This is a genomic window from Stenotrophomonas sp. P5_B8 (assembly GCF_054049855.1).
This window is the reverse complement of sequence record NZ_JBFULO010000848.1, coordinates 1-645: the sequence shown is the minus strand read 5'-3', so window position 1 is coordinate 645 and position 645 is coordinate 1. Positions and strand designations below refer to the sequence as shown.

Annotated in this window: 1 protein-coding gene; it reads right to left on the bottom strand. The window is 57.6% G+C overall.

All coding sequences use genetic code 11. The annotated features are described in order from the left end of the window. Nucleotides 1–645 (bottom strand): RHS repeat-associated core domain-containing protein (locus ACXJKH_RS21810; RefSeq protein WP_457322512.1); only part of this gene is annotated, 645 nt, incomplete at both ends.

Below are 645 nucleotides of genomic sequence, written 5' to 3'. Positions count from 1 at the left end.
AACTCAGATTGCGGCGCGCCCGGGAACGTTCTTGTCGCGTCCCCTTCCCTCGTACCCGTCCGCCAGACTACTGAATTTACTTGCCATTCCAAAAGGCCGAAAGGATCGATCGAAGCGACGGGATTGCTTCCCGCGTACGAGTACAATGACACACCACCGTGCAGTCCCAGAGGATCTCCCTGCGTGTACCGTGCCACTGCCGGGTCGTACTCTCGCTGGGAGYTATAGAATAACCCACTGGCGTCTGTGGCCTGCTGCCCTGGAAAACGCAGTACCAAGTTAAAATCAATGCCATCGCCATCCGGGTCTGTGACTGGGCTTTGATTACCAAACACCTCACTCTTATTGCTCCACTCCCAGATCGGGATGTCGCGCACGGAATCGATAACTATACGCGGCGTACCCAGGTGATCTGGTTGGATATAGGCCAGTTCTGGCACCCCAGAGGCTGGTGTGTTGATCATCGCTACCGGGTAGCTGTCCAGCCAGACCATCTGCTGCTGAGCTTGACCCGTCGCTGAGTAGCTGCCGATCCACTTCCCGGCTTGGTCATATAGCGTGATCTGCGCATCCCCATCGGAAGGAGTACGTAGCACGCGCTCGCCACGGTGGTTGTAGGCGTAGCTTTCCACCACCGCAGCGCCC